This window comes from Paenibacillus sp. Lou8.1 (assembly GCF_024213565.1).
Taxonomy (GTDB): Bacteria; Bacillota; Bacilli; order Paenibacillales; family Paenibacillaceae; genus Paenibacillus; species Paenibacillus polymyxa_B.
On record NZ_JANAVN010000046.1, the window covers coordinates 1 to 580 of the forward strand.

The window sequence follows — 580 nt, forward strand, 5'->3', positions numbered from 1 at the left end:
TAGCACGGGGATACTTGAACCGTGCGGACCTGACAGCCGAGAAATTCGTGGCCAATCCGTTCGTGCCAGGTGAACGACTGTACCGCACAGGTGACTTGGCGCGGTGGATGCCGGACGGCAATGTGGACTTTATCGGGCGGATGGATTATCAAGTGAAAATCCGGGGCTACCGGATCGAGCTGGGCGAGATTGAAACGGCGATCCAGCGGGTGCCGGGCGTGCGTCAAGCAGTAGTCATCGACCGGATGGATGAGCGTGGACACAAGTACTTGTGCGGATACATCACGGGAGAAGCCGAGCTGCAGATCGAGGAGGTACAGGCCGAACTGGAAGCCGGGCTGCCAGCGCACATGGTGCCAGCACGTTTGATGCGACTGGAGACGATCCCCCTGACGAGCAACGGCAAAATCGACCGCAAGGCCTTGCCGGAACCGGAAGGAAGTATTCATACCGGTGCAGCCTATGTGGCACCGCGTACTACGGTGGAGCAACTACTGGCTGCAGTATGGGCCGGAGTACTCGGCGTGGAAGCGGTAGGCACGCAGGATAACTTCTTTGAACTGGGTGGCGATTCGATCAA

At 58.8% G+C, this 580-nt stretch carries 1 protein-coding gene; it reads left to right on the plus strand.

The genetic code is table 11. The features are described 5' to 3' along the window. Positions 1–580 (plus strand): non-ribosomal peptide synthetase (locus tag NLX78_RS26385; RefSeq protein ID WP_254351929.1); only part of this gene is annotated, 580 nt, incomplete at both ends.